General features: G+C 72.8%; 14 protein-coding genes and 1 pseudogene. 9 read left to right on the top strand and 6 right to left on the bottom strand.

Features of this window, described 5'->3' with window-relative positions; translation table 11 throughout:
• Window positions 1-45: 45 nt before the first annotated feature.
• Complete coding sequence (locus AQI88_RS01115; protein WP_066990241.1) at window positions 46-2,265, bottom strand: NADP-dependent isocitrate dehydrogenase; 2,220 nt, start codon at window positions 2,263-2,265, stop codon at window positions 46-48.
• Between the two features lie 217 nt (window positions 2,266-2,482).
• On the opposite strand from AQI88_RS01115, the gene AQI88_RS01110 reads away from it, so the two are divergent.
• Together AQI88_RS01110 and AQI88_RS01105 are read left to right on the top strand one after the other, a co-directional pair.
• Window positions 2,483-4,057 carry a M1 family metallopeptidase gene (locus AQI88_RS01110; RefSeq protein ID WP_066990238.1) on the top strand — a complete coding sequence of 525 codons (1,575 nt, stop codon included), beginning with the start codon at window positions 2,483-2,485 and terminating at the stop codon, window positions 4,055-4,057.
• A gap of 215 nt (window positions 4,058-4,272) precedes the next feature.
• Window positions 4,273-7,422: an amidohydrolase family protein gene (locus AQI88_RS01105; RefSeq protein WP_066990235.1), complete on the top strand. Its 3,150-nt coding sequence runs from the start codon at window positions 4,273-4,275 to the stop codon at window positions 7,420-7,422.
• Window positions 7,423-7,440: 18 nt separating this feature from the next.
• On the opposite strand, the gene AQI88_RS01100 is transcribed toward AQI88_RS01105, so the two are convergent.
• From AQI88_RS01100 to AQI88_RS01090, 3 genes are all read right to left on the bottom strand, one after another.
• Window positions 7,441-8,532 (bottom strand): mechanosensitive ion channel family protein, encoded by a 1,092-nt coding sequence (locus tag AQI88_RS01100; protein ID WP_066990232.1) that lies wholly within the window; start codon window positions 8,530-8,532, stop codon window positions 7,441-7,443.
• A 186-nt stretch (window positions 8,533-8,718) separates the two neighbouring features.
• Window positions 8,719-10,245: an amino acid permease gene (locus AQI88_RS01095; RefSeq protein WP_066990229.1), complete on the bottom strand. Its 1,527-nt coding sequence runs from the start codon at window positions 10,243-10,245 to the stop codon at window positions 8,719-8,721.
• Between the two features lie 28 nt (window positions 10,246-10,273).
• Window positions 10,274-11,266 carry a hypothetical protein gene (locus AQI88_RS01090; RefSeq protein ID WP_066990226.1) on the bottom strand — a complete coding sequence of 331 codons (993 nt, stop codon included), beginning with the start codon at window positions 11,264-11,266 and terminating at the stop codon, window positions 10,274-10,276.
• Between the two features lie 254 nt (window positions 11,267-11,520).
• Here AQI88_RS01090 and AQI88_RS01085 point away from each other — a divergent pair, with 254 nt between their 5' ends.
• From AQI88_RS01085 to AQI88_RS01070, 4 genes and pseudogenes are all read left to right on the top strand, one after another.
• Window positions 11,521-12,951 (top strand): FGGY family carbohydrate kinase, encoded by a 1,431-nt coding sequence (locus AQI88_RS01085; protein WP_066990223.1) that lies wholly within the window; start codon window positions 11,521-11,523, stop codon window positions 12,949-12,951.
• Window positions 12,948-13,175, top strand: a complete 228-nt coding sequence (locus tag AQI88_RS01080) for an FAD-dependent oxidoreductase (protein ID WP_066990220.1) — start codon at window positions 12,948-12,950, stop codon at window positions 13,173-13,175. Before AQI88_RS01085 ends, AQI88_RS01080 begins: the two co-directional genes overlap by 4 nt.
• Window positions 13,172-14,575 carry an FAD-dependent oxidoreductase gene (locus AQI88_RS01075; protein ID WP_066990217.1) on the top strand — a complete coding sequence of 468 codons (1,404 nt, stop codon included), beginning with the start codon at window positions 13,172-13,174 and terminating at the stop codon, window positions 14,573-14,575. The genes AQI88_RS01080 and AQI88_RS01075 overlap by 4 nt, the downstream gene beginning before the upstream one ends.
• Window positions 14,572-15,504, top strand: a pseudogene (locus AQI88_RS01070) (FAD-dependent oxidoreductase); the annotation flags it as partial. The gene AQI88_RS01075 and the pseudogene AQI88_RS01070, both read left to right, overlap by 4 nt.
• Window positions 15,505-15,547: 43 nt before the next feature.
• Here the strand turns inward: AQI88_RS01070 and AQI88_RS01065 are convergent.
• Together AQI88_RS01065 and AQI88_RS01060 are read right to left on the bottom strand one after the other, a co-directional pair.
• Window positions 15,548-16,312 (bottom strand): crotonase/enoyl-CoA hydratase family protein, encoded by a 765-nt coding sequence (locus tag AQI88_RS01065; protein ID WP_066990211.1) that lies wholly within the window; start codon window positions 16,310-16,312, stop codon window positions 15,548-15,550.
• Window positions 16,313-16,357: 45 nt separating this feature from the next.
• Window positions 16,358-17,341, bottom strand: a complete 984-nt coding sequence (locus AQI88_RS01060; RefSeq protein ID WP_244184004.1) for a lysylphosphatidylglycerol synthase transmembrane domain-containing protein — start codon at window positions 17,339-17,341, stop codon at window positions 16,358-16,360.
• 195 nt (window positions 17,342-17,536) lie between these two features.
• On the opposite strand from AQI88_RS01060, the gene AQI88_RS01055 reads away from it, so the two are divergent.
• The 3 genes from AQI88_RS01055 to AQI88_RS01045 all read left to right on the top strand — a co-directional run bounded on the left by AQI88_RS01055 (window position 17,537) and on the right by AQI88_RS01045 (window position 22,014).
• On the top strand, window positions 17,537-19,414 hold the full coding sequence (locus AQI88_RS01055; RefSeq protein ID WP_066990207.1) for an ABC transporter ATP-binding protein: 1,878 nt from the start codon (window positions 17,537-17,539) through the stop codon (window positions 19,412-19,414).
• Window positions 19,415-19,592: 178 nt separating this feature from the next.
• Window positions 19,593-19,808, top strand: coding sequence for a hypothetical protein (locus AQI88_RS46480; protein WP_066990203.1), 216 nt, complete (start codon window positions 19,593-19,595; stop codon window positions 19,806-19,808).
• Window positions 19,809-19,881: 73 nt separating this feature from the next.
• Window positions 19,882-22,014: an RICIN domain-containing protein gene (locus AQI88_RS01045; RefSeq protein ID WP_066991541.1), complete on the top strand. Its 2,133-nt coding sequence runs from the start codon at window positions 19,882-19,884 to the stop codon at window positions 22,012-22,014.
• Window positions 22,015-22,084: the final 70 nt, after the last annotated feature.

The following is a 22,084-nucleotide window of genomic DNA, read 5'->3' as shown; positions in this document are numbered from 1 at the left end:
CGGGGCGGAGTCTCACTCACGGCTGCGGCTCAGGCGCCGCAGGCGTCAGCTCAGGGACGCGAGGGTCTCGTTCCACGTGGTCGACGGGCGCATGACCGCGTCCGCCTTGGCCTTCTCCGGCTGGTAGTAGCCGCCGATGTCGGCCGGGGAGCCCTGGACGGCGATCAGCTCGTCGACGATCGTCTGCTCGTTCGCCGCGAGGGTCTCGGCGAACGGGGCGAAGGCCTTGGCCAGGTCGGCGTCGTCGGTCTGCTGCGCCAGCTCCTGCGCCCAGTACAGGGACAGGAAGAAGTGGCTGCCGCGGTTGTCGATGCCGCCGACGCGCCGGGTCGGGGACTTGTCCTCGTTGAGGAAGGTCGCCGTGGCGCGGTCGAGGGTGTCGGCGAGGACCTGGGCACGGGCGTTGCCGGTGGCCGTCGCGTACTGCTCGAAGGCGGGGACGAGCGCGAAGAACTCGCCGAGCGAGTCCCAGCGCAGGTAGTTCTCCTTGACCAGCTGCTGGACGTGCTTCGGCGCGGAGCCGCCGGCGCCCGTCTCGAACAGGCCGCCGCCCGCCATCAGCGGGACGACCGACAGCATCTTGGCGCTGGTGCCCAGCTCCAGGATCGGGAACAGGTCGGTCAGGTAGTCACGCAGGACGTTGCCCGTCACCGAGATCGTGTTCTCGCCGCGGCGGATGCGCTCCACCGACAGCTTGGTGGCCTCGACCGGGGACAGGATCTTGATGTCCAGGCCCTCGGTGTCGTGCTCCGGCAGGTACTGCTGCACCTTGGCGATCAGGTTGGCGTCGTGGGCGCGGCCCTCGTCCAGCCAGAACACGGCCGGGTCGCCGGTGGCGCGGGCGCGGGTGACGGCCAGCTTGACCCAGTCGCGGATCGGGGCGTCCTTGGTCTGGCAGGCGCGGAAGATGTCGCCCTGGCCGACCGGCTGCTCGATCAGGACGTTGCCGGCCCCGTCGACCAGGCGGACCGTGCCCGCGGCCGGGATCTCGAAGGTCTTGTCGTGGGAGCCGTACTCCTCGGCCTTCTGCGCCATCAGACCGACGTTCGGGACCGAGCCCATGGTGGACGGGTCGTAGGCGCCGTTGGCCCGGCAGTCCTCGATGACGGCCTGGTAGACACCGGCGTAGGAGGAGTCCGGGATGACGGCGAGGGTGTCGTGCTCCTGGCCGTCCGCGCCCCACATGTGGCCGGAGGTGCGGATCATCGCCGGCATGGAGGCGTCGACGATGACGTCCGAGGGGACGTGCAGGTTGGTGATGCCCTTGTCGGAGTCGACCATGGCGAGGGCCGGGCCCTCGGTCAGCTCGGCGTCGAAGGAGGCCTTGATCTCGGCGCCCTCGGGCAGGTTCTCCAGGCCCTTGAGGATGCCGCCCAGACCGTCGTTCGGGGTCAGACCGGCCGCGGCGAGCGTCTCGCCGTACTTCGCGAACGTCTTCGGGAAGAAGACGCGCACCACGTGGCCGAAGATGATCGGGTCGGAGACCTTCATCATCGTGGCCTTCAGGTGCACGGAGAACAGGACGCCCTCTTCCTTGGCGCGGGCGACCTGCGCGGCGAGGAACTTGTTCAGCTCGGCGACGTGCAGCACCGAGGCGTCGATGACCTCGCCCTCGAGGACCGGTACGGACTCCTTCAGGACGGTGGTGGTGCCGTCCTCGCCGACCAGCTCGATCCTGAGCTTGCCGGCCTCGGAGATCACCACGGACTTCTCGGTGGAGCGGAAGTCGTTCTCGCCCATGGTCGCCACGTTGGTCTTGGAGTCGGAGCTCCAGGCGCCCATGCGGTGCGGGTGGGTCTTGGCGTAGTTCTTCACCGAGGCGGGGGCCCGGCGGTCGGAGTTGCCCTCACGCAGGACCGGGTTCACGGCGGAGCCCTTGACCTTGTCGTAGCGGGCGCGGATCTCGCGCTCCTCGTCGGTCTTCGGGTCGTCCGGGTAGTCCGGCAGCGCGTAGCCCTTGCCCTGCAGCTCGGCGACCGCGGCCCTCAGCTGCGGGATGGACGCCGAGATGTTCGGCAGCTTGACGATGTTGGCCTCGGGCGTCTTGGCCAGCTCGCCCAGCTCGGCCAGCGCGTCCGGGATGCGCTGGTCCTCGTTCAGGTACTCCGGGAAGTGGGCGATGATGCGCCCGGCCAGCGAGATGTCGCGGGTCGCCACGGGCACACCGGCCTGCGAGGCGTACGCCTGGATCACCGGCAGGAACGAATGCGTCGCCAGGGCCGGGGCCTCGTCTGTGTAGGTGTAGATGATGGTCGAGTCAGTCACCGGGTGCTCCGCTCCACGTCTGCAACATTGCTCGACATCAAGATATCTCGTCAGCAGGATCGGCTCGACAGGGGTCCTGGCTCGAAAAGTTCCACACGGGTGCAACCGAATCCCGGATCCTGTGCAACCGAAGCCCCGTTCTTGTGGTCATGACAAGCGATCGCCCACTGACCGGCGGCCGGACCTGACCAGCCGGCCGCCCAAGCGAAAGCGAACCATGAGATATCGCACCAGAGTGACGGCCCCGGCCGCCCTGATAGGTACGGCGGCGGCGCTGGCGGCGGGGACGCCGGCCGAGGCGGCACCCTCCGCGGCGGGGAGCGCCGGCCGTACGGCGGCCCGCAGGACCGCGGCGGTTGCCGGCCCCGAGACCCTCGGCGACCCCGTCTTCCCCTCCCTCGGCAACAAGGGATACCGCGTCTCGTCCTATCACCTGGACTTCACGTACGACGCCACGGCCAAGACGGTCGACGCGATCGCCACCCTGGAGATCCACCCCGACCGGCCACTGAGCCGTTTCTCGCTGGACGCCCTCGGCCTGGACATACGTTCCGTGACCGTCGCCGACGCCGCCGCCACATTCGCACAGGCGGGCGAGAAGCTGCGGATCACGCCGGCCACGGCGCTCGCGGAGGACAAGGGGGTCACGGTCCGCGTCGAGTACACCGCCGACCCGCGCCGCACCCTCGCGCACACCGCGTGGGTGCCCACGCCTGACGGCTTCGCCGTCTGCCCGCAGCCGAACTCCGCGCACACCGTCTTCCCGTGCAACGACCACCCCTCCGACAAGGCGGACTTCTCCTTCCGCATCACCGTGCCGGGCGGGCTGCGCGGGGTGGCGAACGGCACGCTCACCGGCACCGAGACGCTGAGCGGCGACCGGACGGCGTACTCGTACGTCTCGGCCTCGCCGATGGCCACGGAGCTGGTCCAGGTCACCGTCGGCGCCTACGTGGTCAAGGACCGGCAGGGACCGCACGGACTGCCGGTGCGCGACATCGTCCCCCAGGCGCGGGCCGCCGCCCTGGAGCCCGCGCTGTCGCTCACCCCCGGCCAGGTGACCTGGGTGGAGGGCCGGCTGGGCGCGTTCCCCTTCGAGGCATACGGCCTGCTGCCGTGCAACTCCGACGACCCGAAGGCCTTCGACTTCACGGGCCTGGAGACGCAGACCCTCACCCTCTACAAGCCGAACTTCCTGCTCCAGGAGGAGAAGAAGATCGGCTCGCACATGATGCACGAGCTGGTCCACCAGTACTTCGGCAACCTGGTCAGCCCCGCCACCTGGGCCGACCTGTGGCTGAACGAGGGCCACGCCGACTTATACGGGCTGCTGTACCGCTACGAGCGGGGCTGGGCCGACTCGCTGGGCCTGACCACGATGGAGGCCCGGATGAAGGACACCTACGCCCGCGGCGACCAGTGGCGCCACGACTCGGGACCGGTGGCCGCGCCCAACGCGACCAACCTCTTCGACAGCCAGCGCTACCTGGGCGGCGTGCTGGTGCTGTACGCGCTGCGGCAGCTGGTCGGCGAGAGCACCTTCAGCACCATCGAGCGCACGTTCCTGGAGCGGTTCCGCAACTTCTCCGCGACCACGGCCGACTACATCGACGTCGCCTCGGAGGTCTCCGGCCAGGACCAGTCCGGCTTCCTGCGCGACTGGCTCTACGGCACGAAGACCCCGCGCATGCCCGGCCACCCCGACTGGACGGTGAACCCGGTCAGCTCGTCCTTCGCGGCCCCGCACAGCAGGCGCGGCGGCCACTGGCACGAGAATTCGGCCACGCTCTGATCAGCGGCGGCGGGCGGAGCCGGGCCCGGCTCCGCCCGCCACCTCGCCCTCGGTCCCGGTAGGGCCGGGGGACCCGCCGCAACGGCGCGCTTTCGCCTCACCACTTCCCGTGCCGCCGTGGAATCCTCCGGATGATCCCGGTCCCGCCACGTACCACCCGGCCGCTCGTTGCACCGGTCGGACCGGGTGTTCCTGTGGGAGGGAAGGGCAAGGACATGGGCTTCGGCTTCGTCAGCCGTCGGGGTTTCCTGGGTGCCTCCGCCGCCGGAGTGGCCGCTGCCGTGTCACCGGCGCCGGCCCTGGCAGCGGGCCGGCGAGCCGCCCGCGCCGGGGATCAGGTCCTCACCTACCGCGAGACGACCGGCGGATCGGTCACCGCCTGCCGCGACGGCTCGGCGCTGATCGCGGAGGTGCAGGGAGTCCTGTGGCAGGTCCCTCGCGCCGGCGGGACGGCCCGGCAGCTGACGGACTGGTCGCTGGAGGCCACCCGCCCGGCGCTGTCGCCGGACGGTGAGCGGCTCGCCGTCTGCGGCTACCGCGGTGGCGCCTTCCACCTGTGGTCGATGCGGCCGGACGGCAGCGAGCTGCGGCAGCTGACCGACGGGCCGTGGGACGACCGCGGGGCGGCCTGGTCACCGGACGGGACCCGGATCGCCTTCTCGTCCGAGCGCGGCGGCGACGCCGTCACCGGCACTTCCTTCGGTCTGTGGACCCTGGAGGCGGACAGCGGCCGGCTGCACCGGGTCACCGGCGGGGACTTCGAGGACTTCGATCCGGTGTGGTGGCCGGACGGGCGGTCGCTGGTCTGCGTACGGGCCGCGCACCGGCCGGACGGCGGAAACGACGGCGGCCTCGCCCTCGTCCGCGTGCCCGCCACCGGCGGCACGGCGGAGGTGGTGCGCACGGTGACGGAGGGCAGGCTGCTGTGCCCGTCCGTCTCCCCGGGCGGCCGGATCGCCTATGTGCACCTGTCCGGCACGGGCGACTCGCCGTCCCTGCCGCCCACGCACGCGGTGCTGATGGTCGACGGGCACGTCGTCACGGCGGACGAGGACCTCGCGGCGGCCCCGCCGTGCTGGCTGGACGAGGACCGGCTGCTGCACGTCGCCGACGGCCGCATCCGCATCCGTACCCTGGCCGAACCCTCCGTGGTGGACGTGCCGTTCACCGCCCGGATCAAGGTGCCCCGGCCCGTGGGGCGGCCCAGGACCCGCGCCCTCGGCTCCCCGGCGCCGGACCCGGTGCGCGGCATCCATCTGCCGGCCCTGTCGCCGGACGGGAGGCAGGTGGCGTTCGTCGCGCTGAACGCGCTGTGGCTGCTGCCGGTCGACGGCGCGCCGCGCAAGCTCCTGCAGGGCGAGCCCGTCCACTACGTGCAGATGCCCGCCTGGGCGCCCGACGGGCGCAGCCTGTTGTACTGCACCGACCGGGACGGTCTGGCCGCGGTGCACCGGTTCGGCCTGGAGGACGGCGACGACCGGCTGCTGGCCGGCGGCGGACGGCTGCACCCGGCCCTGTCGCCGGACGGCTCCCTGCTGGCCTGCCACGACGTCGCGGGAAACCTGCTGCTGCGGGATCCGGCGAGCGGTCAGGAGCGGGTGGTGGCCCGGCCGCTGGCCACCGACGGGCCGCCCGGGGCCCCGACCTGGTCACCGGACGGCCGGTACGTGGCCTTCTGCGACCGCAACCGGCTGAACCACCGCTTCCGCGAGGGCTACAACCTCATCCGTGTCATCGACACCCGCACCGGTACCGAGAAACGCCACCTGCCCGACGCGCACCAGTCGCTGTCGGACCGCGTCGCCTGCGGACCGGTGTGGTCCCCCGACGGCCGCTGGATGGCCCTGGTCGCCGAGTCGGTCCTGTGGCTGCTGCCGGTCACCGCCGACGGCACGCCCGCGGGTCCGGCCCGGCAACTCACCGACGAGCCCGCCGACCATCCCAGCTGGGCCGGCGACTCGCGCACGCTGCTGTACCTGTCCTGCGGACGGCTGCGCCTGATGTCCCTGGGCTCCTCGGCTGACGGCGTGCGCACCCTGTCCGCCGGTCTCTTTGCCCGCCCCCGCACGGCGGCGCGGCGGGACAACCTGCGCATCCACGCCGGGCAGTTGTGGGACGGCACCGGTGCCGCTCCCCGCCGGGACATCGACATCCTCATCAGCGGCGACCGCATCACCGCCGTGGAACCCCACCGGACGCGCCGCCCGGGTCACCGCACCGTCGACGCCCTGGGCCAGACCGTCGTCCCCGGCCTGTTCGACAGCCACACCCACCCCTACAACGCCACCTACGGCGCCCGGCAGGGCCTGACCGCGCTCGCCTACGGCATCACCACCACCGCCTGCCTGGGCGGACCGCTGTACGAGGCGGTCCGGCTGCGCGAGTCGGCCGGCACCGGGCACGGTCTGGGCCCGCGCCAGCTCGCCTGTGCGGAACTCATCGACGGCTCCCGCACCGCCTACAGCATGGGCCGGGCCCACCGCACCCGCGCCGGCGTCGCACGCACTCTGCAGCGGGCCACCGCCCTGGACGTCGACTTCGTCAAGACCTATGTGCGCGCCTCGGGGCAGGTCATGGCCCAGGCCGCCGAGGCGGCGCACGAGCTGGGCGTGCCCAGCGGCAGCCACCTGTGCTCGCCCGGCCGGTCGGCCGGCCAGGATCTGACGACCCATCTGCAAGCCACCCAGCGACTGCCCTACGGGCATGCCACGACCCCCCTCGGGCACCTCCACCAGGACCTGGTCGAGCAGTACGCCGACGGCTCCTTCCGCCTCGTCATCACCCCGTTCACCGCGCAGGCCCTCCTCGGCGCCGATCCCGGGCTCGCCGACGATCCGCGGGTGAGCCGGCTCATGCCGCCGTGGGACGTGGCCTCCGTGCGCGCCCGCGCCCAGACCGCCCCCACGGCGCATCAACTCGCCGCCCTGGCCGTGGAGATGGCCGACTACCGGCGGCTGGCCGCCCACGGTGCCGTGCTCGCCCTCGGCACCGACGCCCCGCTGGTTCCCGTCGGGTTGTCCCTGCACCTGGCCCTGCGCGCCCTGCACGCCCACGGCTTCACCGTGGCCGAGGCCCTGCACTGCGCCACGACCGTCCCGGCCCGTCTCTTCGGACTCGACGGCGACCTCGGCACCGTCCAGGAGGGCAGGATCGCCGATCTGACCGTCGTCAACGGCGATCCGTTCACCGACTTCGCCACCCTCGTCGACACCCCGCTGGTGGTGCGGGACGGCATCCTCCACCGGCAGAGCGACCTGACAGCCGTGCACGAGCACCGCGATCACCCCGCGCCCCGGGACACCACCTGGCTCGAGGTCGCCCACACCTTGCGGCGCGGTTCGTGCTGCCACACCGGCGACGGCTGAACGGACGACCCGGAGCCGCTAATCGGTCACGGCCGAACCCGACGGCAGGTCCTCCCCGCTGCGCTGCTGCGGAATCACCACCGCGCCCTGCTGCAGCGCCACCGTCCTGGTCGGGGCCGGGATACGGATGCCCTCCATGCGGTAGCGGCGGTGCAGGCGCTTGATGAACTCGTGCTTGATCCGGTACTGGTCGCTGAACTCACCGACGCCGAGGATCACCGTGAACCCGATGCGCGAGTCCCCGAAGGTGTGGAAGCGGATGGCGGGCTCGTGGTCCGGGACGGCGCCGGTGATCTCGGTCATGGTCTCGGCGATGACCTCGGTCGTGACCCGCTCGACGTGGTCCAGGTCGCTGTCGTAGCTCACGCCCACCTGCACCAGGATCGTCAACTGCTGCTCGGGACGCGTGAAGTTGGTCATGTTGGTCTTGGCGAGCTGGTTGTTGGGGATGACCACCAGGTTGTTGGACAGCTGGCGGACCGTCGTCTGACGCCAGTTGATGTCCACGACGTAGCCCTCCTCGCCGCTGGTCAGCCGGATGTAGTCGCCCGGCTGGACGGTCTTGGAGGCGAGGATGTGGATGCCCGCGAAGAGGTTGGCGAGCGTGTCCTGGAGGGCGAGGGCGACGGCCAGACCGCCGACGCCGAGGGCGGTGAGCAGGGGCGCTATGGAGATGCCGAGCGTCTGCAGTACCACCAGGAAGCCGATCGCCAGGACCAGCACCCGGGTGATGTTGACGAAGATGGTGGCCGAACCCGCGACTCCCGAGCGGCTCTGGGTGACCGTCTGGACCAGGCCCGCGATCACCCGGGCCGCGGACAGGGTCACCACGAAGATCAGCCACACCTGGAGGGTCTGGTTGACGTGGTGCTGGACGGTTCGGGTCAGCGGCAGCACCGCGGCGGCCGCCGACGCGCCGCCCGCGATCGCCGCCCACGGGACGACGGAGCGCAGCGCGTCCACGATGACGTCGTCACCGCTCCACTTGGTCCGCTTGGCGTGCTTGGCCAGCCAGCGCAGCAGCGTGCGGGACAGGAAGGCCAGCAGCAGGCCCGCGGCCAGGGCGATCCCGGCGAGGACGAGGTCGTCCAGGGTCAGCGCGCGGTTCACCGCTCACCTCCGGGACGCAATGCTGCTGCGGAGAGCCCGCTGTGAAGTCTCGTCACGTTGCCACCTGCTCGATGTCCGGAATGTGCGATCGCGCCGCCCACCCGGTCACGGGCGGTCGGCGCGATCCTTCATCCTGCCGTATCCGGAACACCAGTTCGTACCTCGACCGCGCTCGGAACGCGCCGTTCAGACGATGCCGTCCGCGAGTTCGGCCTGGTCGCGGTCGCTGCCGTAGGCGGCGGTGGTGGGCGTGCCGTAGGCGCGGCGGGCGACGTACCACCAGATGCTGGCCAGGAGCAGGACGACGACGAGCGCCACGGCCGCGTAGTTCATCGTGTCGACGGTGACCGGAGAGGACTGCGGCAGGCAGAACAGCACCGTCACACAGGCCACCCAGATGACCGCGATCCAGCCGACCGGCCTGCTCCACCGGCCCAGGTTCCAGGGACCCGGCTGGAAACGGTCGCCCGCGCGCAGCCGCAGCAGCACGGGGATGGCGTAGGCGGGGGTGATGCCGATGACGTTGATGGCGGTGACCGCGCCGTACGCCGTCGCCGAGTACAGCGACGGCAGGGCGAGGACGCCGGCCACGACCACCGACAGCCACACCGCGGCCACCGGGGTCTGGGTGCGGCTGCTGACCCGCCGCCACAGGTGCGAGCCGGGCAGGGCGCCGTCCCGGCTGAACGCGAACACCATGCGGCTGGCCGCGGCGACCTCGGCGTTCCCGCAGAACAGCTGGGCGGTGATCACGACGAGCAGCAGCGCGCTCGCGCCGCCGGTGCCGAGGCCGTCGAGCAGGATCTGCGCGGGCGGCACCCCGGTGCCGGTGGTGCGCGTGGCGTCGTAGTCCTGGATGGCGAAGGACAGACCGGCGAGCAGCACGAAGCCCGCGATCCACGACACCCAGATGGACCGTACGATGCCGCGCGCCGCGGACACCGAGGCGTTGGAGGTCTCCTCGGAGAGGTGGGCGGAGGCGTCGTAGCCGGAGAACGTGTACTGGGCGAGCAGCAGGCCGATCGCCGCCACATAGAGCGGACTCGACCAGCCCGTGTCGTTGACGAACTTGGTGAACACGAAGGAGGGCGAGCGGTGGTGGTCCGGGACGATCGCGAGCGACCCGACGATCAGCGCGACACCGGCCAGGTGCCACCACACGCTGACCGAGTTGAGCAGGCTGACCAGGCGGACGCCGAACAGGTTCAGCACGGCGTGCAGCAGCAGGATGGCGCAGAAGATCAGCATCGTCTTGCCGGGGGTCGGCTCGAAGCCCCACTGGATGCTGGCGAAGGCGCCGGTGAACAGGGCGGCGCCGTAGTCGATGCCGGCGATCGCACCGAGCAGACCGAGCAGATTCAGCCAGCCCGTGTACCAGCCCCAGCGGCGGCCGCCGAGCCGGTCGGCCATGTAGTACAGGGCGCCGGAGGTCGGGTAGGCGCTGGTGACCTCGGCGAGCGCGAGGCCCACGCACAGCACGAACAGGCCGACGCCCGCCCAGCCCCACAGCATCACGGCGGGCCCGCCGGCGCCCAGGCCGAAGCCGTAGAGGGTCATGCAGCCGGACAGGATCGAGATCACCGAGAAGCTGATCGCGAAGTTGCCGAAGCCGCCCATGCGGCGGGCCAGCACCGGGCGGTAGCCCAGCTCGCGCAGCCGCTGCTCCTCGTCGTGCTGCGGCAGCCGTGGGGAGGGCGATGGCTCGGGGGACATGCGGAGACCTCCGGGGAAGTGGGGGGTGTCAGGGGTGGGTGCCGGAGTCCTCGGCAGCCGCGCGGCAGCGGTCCCTGGCCTGCAGGAAGACCTCCACGGCACGGGCCCGGTCCGGTGTGCGGTACATCCAGGGCGGGGGCGTGAAGTACGGGCCGATCGCGTCGAACACCCGGGCCGCGTCCGGGAACCGGAGGGCACCCCACAGGGCGTGGGCCAGGTGGTTGAGGTCCAGCAGGGAGCGTTCGGCCCGGGGTGCCCGCTCGAACCAGGAGTGCAGCGCCCGCTGCGCCTCCCGGGTCGCGTCCTCCGCGACCCAGTGCAGGTCGAGCGCCGCGTCGTGCCCGCTGCCGCGCCGGTAGCGCTCGACCCGCACGTACAGCGGCAGCAGATGCAGCGCGGAGGCGGGCGGCGCCGAGGCCGCGGCCCACTGGGCGTAGCCCGCAGCCTCGGCGAGCCGGTCCGAGGAACCGATCGCGTACAGGAACTGGAGCATGCGGTGGTGGGCCTCGCGGTTGTGCGGGTCGCGCCGGCCGGCCTCGGCCAGCAGTCCCCAGGGGCCCGGCGGCAGCATGGGCTCCGGCGGCGGCGCCCGGTGCTCCTCCCAGCGCTGCTCGGGATCGAGCTGGGCCAACGCCAGCAGACACACCCAGGGCACGGGGTCGTGCGGGGCGGCCTCGGTGGCGGACTGGGCGGCGTCCCACGCCTCGATCCACAACTCGTGCGTACGGCGGTGCCGTTCGCGCTGCGCCCGCAGGGCCCGCTCCACGCCGACCCGGGCGTGCATCACCGTGGCCGGCACGCTGTGAGGCTCCTCGGCGAGCCAGGCCCGCACCACGTCGGTACCGGCCGCCGCGGCCGCGAGGACCTGGGTGCGCTGGGTCCACTGCCACCAGCTCGGGGTGTCCGCGAGCAGGGTGCGCATCGCCATCCAGCGCCCGGTGCGCAGATCCTGGAGGGCGGTGCGCAGGGCCCCGTCGTGGCCGGCGGGGTCGTAGGAGGGGCGTGCTCCTTCTCTGGCCATCAGCCGCCCGTCCCGGTCCGCGAGCGGACGGGCGGGGTGGCGCGGTGCGGTAGCAACAGCCCTCCTCTGGGCGTTGGCTGAGGGGCTTGTGCGGGTCGGCGGTCACTATAGGGGCGGAGGTTGGGCCTCGCTATTGTTGTCAACTCAACCAAATGGACCGGCAGTTGATCGCAGACCGATCGGCCTTGACGCCGGACGCGGACCGGCGGCAGGCTGTTCGCGCCGATCTTCAACGGGGTGTGCGGGAGGATGCGATGACGGGGCCGGTGCTCGCCGTCGACCAGGGCACCTCCGGCACCAAGGCCCTGGTCGTCTGCCCCGAACGCGGGGTCCTCGGCGCCGGGTTCGCCGCCGTGACGCCCCGCTACCTGCCCGGCGGCCTTGTCGAGGTGGACCCGGCCGAGCTGTACGGCTCGGTCCTGGACGCCGGTGAGCGCGCTCTCGCCGAGGCCGGCGAGGACGTCGTGGCCATGGGCCTGGCCAACCAGGGCGAGACCGTCCTCGCCTGGGACCCGGCAAGCGGCCGCCCGCTGACCGACGCGCTCGTGTGGCAGGACCGGCGCGCCGACAGCGTCTGCAGCGAACTCGCCGCGCACGCCGATGAGTTGCGGCAGCTGACCGGACTGCCCCTGGACCCGTACTTCGCCGCACCCAAGATGGCCTGGATCCGCCGCCACCTCACCCGCGAGGGCGTCGTCACCACCTCCGACGCCTGGCTGGTCCACCGCCTCACCGGAGCCTTCGTCACCGACGCGGCCACCGCCGGCCGCACCCAGCTCCTCGACCTCGACCACGCTCAGTGGTCGCCGCGCGCACTGGAGACCTACGGACTGTCGGCCGAACAGCTCCCGCAGGTGGTCGACAACGCCCAACCCATCGGCAGCACAAGGGCGTTCGGCCCCGAGATCCCGCTCACGGGACTCGCGGTCGACCAGCAGGCCGCCCTGCTCGCCCAGCGCATCACCGGCCCGGGCGGCGCCAAGTGCACCTACGGCACGGGCGCTTTCCTGCTCGCGCACACCGGCGGCACCCCCCGGCGTGGTACGTCCGGCCTGGTGAGCTGCGTCGCCTGGCGGCTCGCCGGAGACACCGGCTACTGCCTCGACGGGCAGGTCTACACGGCCGCCTCGGCCGTGCGCTGGCTCACCGACCTCGGCGTCATCTCCTCGGCCGCCGACCTCGACCCGGTCGGCGGCGCCGTCCCCGACAGCGGCGGTGTCACCTTCGTCCCCGCCCTCGCCGGGCTCGCCGCCCCCTGGTGGCGCGGCGAGGTGCGCGGCTCCCTGACCGGGCTCGGCCTCGACACCGGACCCGGACACGTGGTGCGCGCCCTGTGCGAGGGCCTGGCGGCCCAGGTGGTCGAGCTGGCCGAGGCGGCCGAGGCCGACCTCGGCACCCCGCTCGACGCGCTGCGCGTCGACGGCGGCTTGACCCGCTCCGCCCTGCTCATGCAGACCCAGGCCGACCTCCTGCAACGCCCCGTCGAGGTGTCCGCGCTGCCCGACGCCACCGCGCTCGGCGCCGCCGCCCTCGCCCGGCTCGGCGCGGACCCTACGCTGAGCGTGGAAGACGCCCTGCCCGACTGGAAGCCCGCCGCCGTGTACGAACCCCGCATCCCGGCCGACCAGGCCGCCGAACGCCTCGCCGGCTTCCGTACCGCGGTCGCCGCCCTGCTCGGGTCATGACGGTCACCGCCGAGGGGGCGCTGCCTGAGCGGGTGTACGACGTGACGGTCGTCGGCGCCGGTGTGGTCGGCTGTGCCGTCGCTCGTGAACTCGCCCGCCGTCCCGGGTTGCGCCTCGCCGTGGTCGAGGCTCAGGACGACGTCGGCCAGGGCACCTCCAAGGCCGACACCGCGATCCTGCACACCGGCTTCCGTACCGCGGTCGCCGCCCTGCTCGGCTCATGACGGTCACCGCCGAGGGGGCGCTGCCTGAGCGGGTGTACGACGTGACGGTCGTCGGCGCCGGTGTGGTCGGCTGCGCTGTCGCTCGTGAACTCGCCCGCCGTCCCGGGTTGCGCCTCGCCGTGGTCGAGGCTCAGGACGACGTCGGCCAGGGCACCTCCAAGGCCAACACCGCGATCCTGCACACCGGTTTCGACGCGACTCCGGATTCTCTGGAGGCCCGGCTGGTCCGCGAGGGCTCCCGGCGGCTGGCCGCCTACGCCGCCGAGTCCGGCATCCCCGTCGAACGGGTCGGCGCCCTGCTCGTCGCCTGGGACGAGGACCAGCTGGCTGCCCTGCCGCGCCTGGCCGAGAAGTCCGAGCGCAACGACTGCCCGGACATCCGGCTCCTCGGCGCCGACGAGCTGTACGCCCGCGAGCCGCACCTCGGCCCCGGCGCGCTCGGCGCCCTCCACGTGCCCGGCGAGAGCATCATCTGCCCCTGGACGACGACCCTGGCGTACGCCACCCAGGCGGTCCGCGCGGGCGTCGACCTGCACCTGAACACCCGGGTGCACGGGGTGAGCCGGAGCGCGGACGGCCACCGCCTGACCACCTCCAGGGGCACCCTGCACACCCGCCACCTGGTCAACGCGGCAGGCCTGCACGCCGACACCCTCGACCGGGCCCTCGGCCACGACGACTTCACCGTCACCCCGCGCCGCGGCCAGTTGATCGTCCACGACAAGCTCGCCCGCTCCCTGGTCCGGCACATCCTCCTCCCCGTCCCGACCGCCCTCGGCAAGGGCGTCCTGATCGCCCCCACCGTCCACGGCAACGTCCTGCTCGGACCCACCGCCGAGGACCTGCACGACAAACGGGCCACCGGCTCCACCGCCGAGGGCATCGCCCTGCTGCGGGAGAAGGGCGGCCGTATCCTGCCCGCACTGCTGGACGAGGAGGTCACCGCCGTCTACGCCGGGCTGCGCGCGGCCACCGAGCACGAGGACTACCGCATCACCGCCCACCCCGAGCAGGCGTACGTCACCGTGGGCGGCATCCGCTCCACCGGCCTGACCGCGTCCATGGCCATCGCCGCCCACGTCGCGGCCCTGCTGGCCGACACCGGGCTCGACCTCGGCCCGACGCGGGAACCGGACCCCGTGTCCATGCCCAACCTCGGGGAGGCGTTCCCGCGCCCCTGCCGGCGGCTCGAACTCATCGCCGCCGACCCGGAGTACGGCACCCTCGTCTGCCACTGCGAGCGCGTCTCCCGCGGCGAGATCCGCGACGCCCTCGCCAGTACGATCCCGCCGCGCACCCTGGACGGCCTGCGCCGCCGCACCCGCGCCCGGGCGGGCCGCTGCCAGGGCTTCTACTGCGGCGCGGCGGTACGGCAGCTGTTCGAGGAGGCCCGCACATGACCGCGGGACGCGCCGTACGCCGGGTCGACGTCCTCGTCGTCGGCGCCGGTCCCGCCGGACTGGCGGCCGCGGCCCGCCTGGCCGCCGCCGGTGCCGGCCGGGTCGAGGTGCTGGACCGGGAGGCACAGCCCGGGGGAGTGCCACGGCACTGCGCCCACGGCGGCTTCGGCACCTGGGTACACCCGCTGACCGGCCCCGGGTACGCCCGTCTGCTCACGCGGGGCGCCACGCGCGCCGGGGCCGTGGTGCGCAGTGGGGTGACGGTGCTCGACTGGGTGGGCACGCGCACGCTTGCCACGGTCAGTCCGCAGGGCCCCGAGACGATCGACGCCGGTGCCGTCGTCCTGGCCACCGGCTCCCGCGAACGCCCCCGCGCGGCCCGGCTGGTGCCCGGCACCCGGCCCGCCGGTGTCTACACCACCGGCGAACTCCAGCAGGCGGTCCACCTGTTCGGGCATTCGATCGGCACCCGGGCGGTGGTGGTCGGTGCGCAGGACGTGTCGTACGCGGCGGCCGACACCGTCCGTGCCGCCGGGGCCGACGTCGTCGCCCTGGTCACGGAACACCCGCGGGCCGGGACGGCACGTGCCCGCGCCCAGTGGGCCCGCCTCCGGCATGGTGTCCCGCTCCTCACGGACACCACGGTCGCCGAACTCCTCGGCCACGGCCGCCTGTCCGGCGTCCGCGTCCGCCACCGCGACGGCCGTACCGCGACCCTGCCCTGCGACACGGTCGTCTTCACCGGCGACTTCGTCCCCGACAACGAACTCGCCCGCCGGGCCGGCATCAAGCTGGCGACGGGCCCGCACACCTCGCGTCCGGGCGTCTTCGCCTCCGGCGGTGTGCTGCACCCCGGGCAGCGTGCCAGGGCGGCGACCCGGGACGGGGCGCAGGCGGCCGGTGCGGTGCTGGAGTGGCTGGCGGACGGGGAGTGACTCCGATCGAGGTCCTGGGCGGTCAGCCCCGGCGTGCTCACAGATCCGTGGAGGACCCGTGCCGCCCGGCACCCCCGGCGAAGCGTGCCGCCCCGTCCAGCCCCTCGGCCAGCACACCGGTGCCGTAACGGAGTTCGCCCCGCAGGGCCGTTTCCTCGTCCAGCCCCTCCTGGTCCAGCACCGAGGCCCGGTCGCCCCGCAGGCAGGCCTGCGGGAAGCGGGCGATGACGGCCGCCAGCTCCTCGGCCGCTGCGCGGGCGTGGCCCGTGGGGACCAGGCGGTTGGCGAGGCCTGTCTCGTACGCCTCACGGGCCGGCACCGGACGGCCGGTCAGGATCATGTCCATGGCCCGGCTGGTGCCGATCAGCCGGGGCAGCCGTACCGTGCCGCCGTCGATCAGCGGCACGCCCCAGCGGCGGCAGAACACCCCGAACACGGCGTCCTCCTCGGCGACCCGGAGATCGCACCACAGGGCCAGTTCGAGGCCGCCCGCCACGGCGTGCCCCGCGACGGCAGCGACGACCGGCTTGGACAGCCGCATCCGCGTCGGGCCCATCGGCCCGTCGCCGTCCTCGGCGACCCGGTTGCCGCGCTCACCGCCCATCGCCTTCAGGTCGGCGCCCGCGCAGAACGTGCCGCCCTCACCCCACAGCACCGCCACCCGCGCGTTCTCGTCGGCCTCGAACTCCCGGAATGCGGCGGCGAGTTCCGCAGCCGTCGGGCCGTCCACCGCGTTGCGGACCTCGGGACGGGACAGGACGATCGTGGTGACGTGCTCCTTGCGCTCCACGCGGACCGGCACGGCGGGTACTCCTTCTCAGGCTGCGGCTCGGAGAGCCACTCTGCCTCAGATGACCTTCAGCCGCACCAGCGCCCCCAGCGTCAACGCCCCCGGCACCAGCGGTACCCAGACGGTGATGATGCGGTAGGCGAGCACCACCGCCGTGGCCACCGCCACCGGGCCGCCCGCCGCGACCAGGGCCACGATCAGCGCGGCCTCGACGGAGCCGAGTCCGCCCGGCGTGGGCACCAGCGCCACCGCGACCGTCGCGGCCAGATACGCGAGCGCCATGTGCGCGGGCGGTACCGGCAGCCCCAGCGCCTGTCCCACCGCCACCAGGCCGGCCGCCTGAAGCGCGGGGAAGGCGAGCGACCCGCCCCACAGGGCCAGCGCCCGGGCCGGACGCGTGTGCACCGAGCGGGCCTCGCCCAGGGCGGTGCGCACGAAGCCGAGCACGGCCGCGCGCAGGCGTCGTACGACTGCCAGCGCGGCCACCGCCACGGCCAGCACCGCGCCCGCGACGGACAGCACCGGTCCGACGTCCCCGGCGGGCAGCAGGGTGCCGAGCCGCAGCGCGTCGGGGAAGACCAGCAGCAGCGCGGCCAGCAGGCTCAGCCGGCCGACCGACTCGGCGAGCAGGTACAGCGCGAGCGCGGCGGAGGAGCGGGCGAGCGGCACCCCGCACACGGTCATGAACCGCAGGTTGACCGCGCCCGCGCCCAGCCCCGTCGGCAGCAGGTGGTTGGCCGAGCCCGCCGCGAACTGCGTGGCCAGCAGCCGCCACCGGGGCAGCGGCTGGACGACGGCGCCCTGCCGGGTGAAGGCCGCGGCCACCCACGTCAGACAGGTGGCGCCGGCCGCCGCCAGCAGCCAGGGCCACGAGGCGGTCCGCAGCTGGCCGAAGCCCTCGACGAGCACCGACCTGTGCTGCACCGCGACGAGCGCGACGAGCAGGAGCGGAAGCAGGCACAGCAGCTGCCGCACGGGGATGCGCCGGGCGAGCCGGGGGAGGCGTGCCGCACGGAGGCCGGGGAGTCGTACCGCTGTCACACCGGGAGAGGTTCTCCGTGCCACGCCAACGCAGGGTGGCGCGGGCACGGACGGCGCCTTACGGACGGGCAGCGGATGAGAGAGGGGAGCGGGAGGAGTCATGGAGGCCTTTGGGTGAGGGGACGCCGGTGGGGGTGAAATGGCGCGGACATTGACCTCAACGAAGCTTGAGGTCTTACGTTCTCTCCCATGAGCATGGAGACCACCGCATGGACGCAGCTGCACAGCGTGATGACCGCGCAGCAGGAGCGCCGCCCCTTCGCCCGCGCCACGTTGCGCCGTATCGCCGCCTTCGCCCGCCCGCACCGCGCGGGCATCGTCCGCTTCGTGCTGCTCGGGGTGGTGACCGCACTGCTCGCCGTGGCCACGCCCGTGCTCGCCGGCCGCGTCGTCGACGCGATCGTGGCGGGCCACGACTCCGGGACGGTCGTGCGGCTCTCGCTGCTCATCGCGGTCGTCGCCCTTGCGGAGGCGGGGCTCGGCATCCTCGGGCGGCGCCTGTCGGCGACGCTCGGGGAGGGGCTCATTCTCGACCTGCGCACGGCTGTGTTCGATCATGTGCAGCGCATGCCCGTCGCGTTCTTCACACGTACCCGTACGGGAGCGCTGGTCAGCCGTCTCAACAACGACGTGATCGGCGCCCAGCGGGCGTTCGCCAACACGCTCTCGGGTGTGGTGACCAACCTGGTGACCCTGCTGCTCACCCTCGCGGTCATGCTCACCCTGTCCTGGCAGATCACCCTGCTCGCGCTGATGCTGCTGCCGGTGTTCGTGCTGCCTGCCCGCCGCATGGGCAGCCGGATGGCCCGGATGCAGCGGGAGGCGGCGGCGCTGAACGCGGCCATGGGCACCCGGATGACCGAGCGCTTCTCGGCGCCCGGCGCCACCCTGGTCAAGCTGTTCGGCCGCCCGGAGGAGGAGTCGGCGGAGTTCGCGGCCCGCGCCCGCCGGGTCCGTGACATCGGGGTGCGCACGGCGACCGCGCAGTCGGTGTTCATCACCGCCCTCACCCTGGTCTCCGCCCTCGCCCTGGCCCTCGTCTACGGCCTCGGCGGCTGGTTCGCCCTGCACGGCACCCTGGAGGCCGGTGCGGTCGTCTCCCTCGCCCTGCTGCTGACCCGGCTCTACGCCCCGCTCACCGCACTCGCCGGCGCCCGCGTGGAGGTGATGAGCGCGCTGGTCAGCTTCGAGCGGGTCTTCGAGGTGCTCGACCTGAAGCCGCTCATCGAGGAGAAGCCGGACGCCGTAGAGGTGCCCGAGGGCCCGGTCGCGGTCGAGTTCGACGACGTCCGCTTCGCCTACCCGTCCGCCGACCAGGTCTCCCTCGCCTCCCTGGAGGAGGTCGCCGCCCTCGACACCCGCGGCGGCGCCGAGGTGCTGCACGGCATCTCCTTCCGCGCCGAACCCGGCCAGACCGTCGCCCTCGTCGGCTCCTCCGGCGCCGGCAAGTCCACCATCGCGCAGCTGCTGCCGCGCCTGTACGACGTCGACGCCGGCGCCGTCCGCCTGGGCGGGACCGATGTCCGCGACCTGACCGCGGCCGCCCTGCGGGCCACCCTCGGCATGGTCACCCAGGACGGCCACCTCTTCCACGACACGGTCCGCGCCAACCTGCTGCTGGCCCGTCCCACGGCCACGGACGAGGAGCTGTGGGACGCCCTCGGCCGCGCCCGCCTCGCCGAGGTGGTACGGTCCCTGCCCGACGGCCTGGACACGGTGGTCGGCGAGCGCGGCTACCGGCTCTCCGGCGGCGAACGCCAGCGCATGACCATCGCCCGGCTGCTGCTGGCCCGCCAGCGCGTGGTCATCCTCGACGAGGCCACCGCGCACCTGGACAACACCTCCGAGGCGGCCGTCCAGGAGGCGCTCACGGAGGCCCTGGAGGGCCGCACCGCCGTGGTGATCGCCCACCGTCTGTCCACCGTCCGGGCCGCCGACCAGATCCTGGTCGTGGAGGCAGGCCGGATCGTGGAACGGGGCACGCACGAGGAACTCCTCGCGGCGGGCGGACGGTACGCGGAGCTGCACCGCACGCAGTTCGCCCAGCGGGACGACGAGGTGACGACGGCCTGAGACGGAGGGGTGGGCCGCCTCCAGGCCGCCGCCGGGTTGCTGCCCACCCCCTTGACGCCAGTGGTCCGGACCTTTAACTTCACGCCTTAATCAAAGACTCCGGATGCACTCAACACCCCATCGACACATCCACGTTGGCCTGCGTCCGGCACCCCCCCCACGCGAAAGGCCGCCCCGCATGGCCAGAGCACTGTCCGCAGCCGTCTCGCTCGCCACCCTGTCCCTCGCCACCGGCCTGCTCACCGCCGCCCCGGCCGAGGCCGCCACCGGCAAGTGCCTTGATGCCGCCGGGGGCAGGTTCCGCCGACCGCGACCGCCCGTGCACCGGCGGCCCCGCCGACAGCCGCAGTCCGCCTCGGACTACCCCCGCGTCTTCGCTGCCCACACCGGCTGACCCCCGTCCGCTAGGAGAACCCGTGCTTCCCCTCACCCGCCGTCGCAGACCGACGGCCGTCGCACTGGTCGCCATGGCGGCCGCGTCCCTGCTCACCGCCGCTCCCGCGCATGCCACGACCTCTGCCCTGCCCACCGGCTTCGCCACCGTCATGAACGCCGCGAGCGGCAGATGCCTGGACGCCAAGGCGGCCGGCACCGCCAACGGCACCGTCGTGCAGCAGTACGCCTGCAACACCACCACGGCACAGCAGTGGAGCTTCGCCGCCACCAGTGACGGCTATGTCCGGATCGGCAACGGCAGCGACACCGGGCAGGTCGTGGACGTCGCCGACGTCTCCACCGCCGACAACGCACCGGTGCACCTGTGGAGTTACGGCGGCGGCGCCAACCAGCAGTGGCTGCCGGTGGACGACGGCGGCGGCGCCTTCCACTTCGTGAACCGGGGCAGCGGCAAGTGCCTGGACGATCCGGGCGCCTCGCTCGCGGACAGCGTGCAGTTCGTGCAGTACACGTGCAACGGCACCGCCGCCCAGCGCTTCCAGGTGGTCCCCGTGACCCAGTCCACGAGCACTCCCGACCTCGGCCCGAACGTCGTCGTCTTCGACCCGTCGATGTCGTCCTCGGCCATCCAGAGCAAGCTGGACACCGTCTTCAAGCAGCAGGAGACGAACCAGTTCGGCTCCCAGCGGTACGCCGTGCTGTTCAAGCCAGGCGCCTACAGCGCCGATGTCAACGTCGGCTTCTACACCCAGGTTTCGGGCCTCGGCCTGACCCCCGACGCCGTCTCCGTGGGCGGCGCGGTGCACGCCGAGGCGGACTGGTTCCAGGGCAACGCCACGCAGAACTTCTGGCGCGGCGCGGAGAACCTCTCGGTCAACCCCGCGGGCGGCAGCGACCGCTGGGCGGTCTCGCAGGCGGCGCCGTACCGGCGGATGCACCTGCGGGGCAACCTCGCCCTGGACGACGGCGGCTGGTCCAGCGGCGGCTACCTGGCCGACAGCAAGGTCGACGGGCAGGTCAACTCCGGCAGCCAGCAGCAGTGGCTGACCCGCAACTCCCAGCTGGGCAGCTGGACCGGCGCCAACTGGAACATGGTCTTCGTCGGCAGCCAGGGCGTACCGAACACCAGCTTCCCCCGTCCCCCGTACACCACGGTCGCACGGAGCCCGGTCAGCCGGGAGAAGCCGTTCCTGTACGTCGACGGCAACGGCGCCTACCAGGTGTTCGTGCCGTCGGTGCGGACCGACTCCACGGCGACCAGCTGGGCCGGCGGCAGCCCGTCGGGCAGCTCGCTGTCCTTGGACACCTTCTACGTGGTCAAGCCCGGCGCGACCGCGTCCCAGATCAACTCCGCGCTGGCCGCGGGCAAGAACCTCCTGGTCACCCCGGGCGTCTACCACCTGGACCAGACCCTGAAGGTGACCCGCCCCGACACCGTCGTGCTCGGTCTCGGCCTCGCCACCCTCGTCCCGGACGGCGGCATCACCGCGATGACCGTCGCCGACGTCGACGGTGTGAAGATCGCGGGCCTGCTCTTCGACGCCGGCACCACCAGCTCGAAGACGCTGCTCGAGGTCGGGCCGGCCGGCTCCTTTGCCTCCCACGCCACCGACCCGGCCTCCCTGCACGACGTCTACGTCCGCATCGGCGGCGCGGACGTCGGCAAGGCAGGCACCGGCATCGTCGTCAACAGCAGCAACGTCATCGGCGACCACCTGTGGATCTGGCGCGCCGACCACGGCAGCGGCGTCGGCTGGACCAGCAACACCGCCGACACCGGGCTCGTCGTCAATGGCGCCGACGTGACGATGTACGGGCTGTTCGTGGAGCACTTCCAGAAGTACCAGGTGCTCTGGAACGGCAACGGCGGCCGCACCTACTTCTTCCAGAACGAGATGCCCTACGACCCGCCCGGCCAGTCCGCCTGGATGAACGGCACCACCCAGGGCTACGCCGCCTACAAGGTCGCCGACTCCGTCACCGGCCACCAGGCCTACGGCCTGGGCAGCTACTGCTACTTCAACGCCGATCCGAGCGTGACGGCGGCCCACGCCATCGAGGCACCGAACACCCCGGGCGTCCGCTTCACCAGCATGGTGACGGTCTCCCTCGGCGGCACCGGCACCATCAGTCACGTCGTCAACAACACGGGAGGACCCTCGAACCAGGCCACAAACGTGGCGAACCTCGTCGGCTATCCGTGAGCAGGAGGGCCTGACCACGACGGGCACCGGCCCCGGCCGGGACGTGTGAGCCGACGCGGACTGGATACGC

Origin of the sequence: Streptomyces cellostaticus (assembly GCF_001513965.1) — a bacterium.
GTDB classification, from domain to species: domain Bacteria; phylum Actinomycetota; class Actinomycetes; order Streptomycetales; family Streptomycetaceae; genus Streptomyces; species Streptomyces cellostaticus.
The sequence above is the reverse complement of the archived record's forward strand: the minus strand, read 5'-3'. Positions and strand labels throughout refer to the sequence as shown.

Excerpts from the sequence above, each read along its gene's own strand:
- AQI88_RS01110 (WP_066990238.1), top strand. The coding sequence starts at position 2,483 with ATGAGATATCGCACCAGAGTGACGGCCCCGGCCGCCCTGATAGGTACG.
- AQI88_RS01105 (WP_066990235.1), top strand. The coding sequence starts at position 4,273 with ATGGGCTTCGGCTTCGTCAGCCGTCGGGGTTTCCTGGGTGCCTCCGCC.
- AQI88_RS01095 (WP_066990229.1), bottom strand. The coding sequence starts at position 10,245 with ATGTCCCCCGAGCCATCGCCCTCCCCACGGCTGCCGCAGCACGACGAG.
- AQI88_RS01090 (WP_066990226.1), bottom strand. The coding sequence starts at position 11,266 with ATGGCCAGAGAAGGAGCACGCCCCTCCTACGACCCCGCCGGCCACGAC.
- AQI88_RS01085 (WP_066990223.1), top strand. The coding sequence starts at position 11,521 with ATGACGGGGCCGGTGCTCGCCGTCGACCAGGGCACCTCCGGCACCAAG.
- AQI88_RS01080 (WP_066990220.1), top strand. The coding sequence starts at position 12,948 with ATGACGGTCACCGCCGAGGGGGCGCTGCCTGAGCGGGTGTACGACGTG.
- AQI88_RS01075 (WP_066990217.1), top strand. The coding sequence starts at position 13,172 with ATGACGGTCACCGCCGAGGGGGCGCTGCCTGAGCGGGTGTACGACGTG.
- AQI88_RS01055 (WP_066990207.1), top strand. The coding sequence starts at position 17,537 with ATGGAGACCACCGCATGGACGCAGCTGCACAGCGTGATGACCGCGCAG.
- AQI88_RS46480 (WP_066990203.1), top strand. The coding sequence starts at position 19,593 with ATGGCCAGAGCACTGTCCGCAGCCGTCTCGCTCGCCACCCTGTCCCTC.
- AQI88_RS01045 (WP_066991541.1), top strand. The coding sequence starts at position 19,882 with ATGGCGGCCGCGTCCCTGCTCACCGCCGCTCCCGCGCATGCCACGACC.